This is a genomic window from Streptomyces otsuchiensis (genome assembly GCF_004305975.1).
Classification (GTDB): Bacteria; Actinomycetota; Actinomycetes; order Streptomycetales; family Streptomycetaceae; genus Streptomyces; species Streptomyces otsuchiensis.
In genome coordinates, this window is the sequence record NZ_BHZI01000477.1 from 1 (window position 1) to 2,107 (window position 2,107).

At 73.4% G+C, this 2,107-nt stretch carries 1 protein-coding gene; it reads right to left on the minus strand.

The genetic code is table 11. The features are described from left to right. Positions 1 to 1,757: condensation domain-containing protein (locus E0D90_RS25230; protein WP_157996954.1), on the minus strand; the 1,757-nt coding region annotated here is incomplete at its 3' end. Between the last annotated feature and the right edge of the window lie 350 nt (positions 1,758 to 2,107).

Sequence of the window (2,107 nt, forward strand, 5' to 3'; positions counted from 1 at the left end):
GTGGCGGGGTGGTTGTGGTGGTGGGTGTCGTGGTCGGTGTGGATGAGGTGGGGTGCGGTGATGCGGTGGGTGTGGTTGGTGTCGGTGATGACGGTGGTGATGTGGTTGCGGGTGAGGGTGGTGTTGAGGCGGGTGTCGGGGAAGTCGGGGTCCAGGACGGTGTAGGCGGCGCCGGTTTTGGTGAGGGCGATGAGGGTGGTGGCGAAGGTGGTGGAGCGGTCGTGGAGGACGCCGATGAGGTCGCCGCGTCGGATGCCGGCGCAGTGGGTGAGGTGGTGGGCGAGGCGGTTGGCGTTCTCGTTGAGCCGGCGGTAGGTGGTGTGTTCGTCGTTGAAGATGACGGCGGTGTGGTCCGGGTGTATCCGGGCCTGGTGCTCGAAGAGGGTGTTCAGCGTCTCCTGGCCGATCGGCACGGCCGTGTTGTTCCACTCCTCGACCACCAACCCCCACTCCACACCGTCCAGCACGTCCACCTCGCGCACCGGGACGTCCGCGTCACCGGTCAGGGTGTCCAGTACCCGGTGGAACGAGCGGCGGTGCGAGGCCAGCGGGACGCTGTCGGCGTACGCGGCGTCCACCGTGAAGTCGACGCGCAGCCCGCCGTCCGGGCCGTCCGTCACGGTGATGCCGAGGTCCTCGGCCGTGCCGCCGGTGGAGAGCAGGTGCGCCGTGCCCGGCACCCCGCCGAATGTCGGCGGCGCGTCGCCCGCCAGCACATTGACCACCGGGCCGAACTGCCGCCTGCCGTCGGCGGGCCAGCCCAGGTCGCGGATCAGCTCCGACGCGTCGTACCGCTGGTGCCACTGCACCCGCAGCACCGCGGAGGCCACCCGCGCCATCAGGGCCGCACAGGTGGCGTCCGGGTCCACCGCGACCCGCAGCGGAAGCACGTTGGCGCTCATCCCCGGCACCCTGCGCGCGGCGGGTGTCAGCCGTCCGGTCACCGGGAGGGAGAGCAGCACGTCCCGGGCCCCGGTGCGACGGTGCTGGTGCAGCACACCCGCGCCGATCAGGACCTGCTGCCAGGAGACCCCGGCCCGCACCCCGAACTCGCGTAGCGCCGCGAACTGTTCACCGCTGATGAAGGAGACCTCGCGGGCGATCCGGAGAGCCGGTCGGCCGGCCCGCGCGGGCGGGCACTCGGCGCCCTCCATCACCCTGCTCCAGAACGCCCGGTCCTTCTTCCGGGCGGCGGAGTCCCGGTAGACGTCGTGCTGGTCCAGCAGGGCCGAGACGGGACCGAGCGCCGGACCGCTCTCGGTGCCCCCGGCCAGCGCGGTGTAGATCTCGCCCAGCCGGCGCTGCAGCAGATGGCCGCTGAACCCGTCCTGCATCAGATGGTGCGCCCGGTAGTACCAGCGCAGCCGGTCCTCGCCAAGGCGCAGCAGCAGATGGCGGAAGAGCGGGCCCTGTTCCAGATCCGGCACCGTCGCCATGTCCGCGTCGATCAGCTCGCGCGCGGCGGCCTCCGGATCCGGCGTGTCCCGCAGGTCGGCGATCTCCGGGACGTACGGCTCCACGGCCGCGGCGAACTGCGCCGGAACGCCGCCCGCTTCGGTGAACCGCAGCCGGGTGGTGCCGTCCTCGGCGACCAGCCGCGACAGGGCCTCCGCGAACAGCGGCACGTCGATCGGGCCGTGCAGGTCCACATGGCCGCCCTGGTTGAACACCGGGCTGGCCGGGTCCAGACGCTGGGCGTACCAGACCCCCAGCTGGGCGGCGCTGAGTGGCCGGCGGTCGGTTTCCTGGCCGGGCATGGCGTGCTCCTTTGCGGGGGCGGCTGCGACGGTGACGTGCCCGTCGTGACGACGCCGCCGGGCGGACGGCGCGGGCGAACGGGCCCTGTGCTGCGAGGAGTCGGGCAGGGATCGGGGAGGCGAGCGCGGGGTCCGGCCACCGGCCGGGCCGGCGGCGGGTGCGGAACGGGCGTCCCGTGGCGGCCGGCCGGGACCGTCGGTCGGTGCGGTGCCCGGCAACCATCCAAACCGCCGTGGTGGGGAGCGGGCGGCAGTTCCTCCGGCACTCCGGGAGCAGTTGGGCGGCAAGCTCGGCGGCACCCGGGCGGACGACCGGGGGAGGGGCACGGGCGGCGAGGACCGTGGGGGAC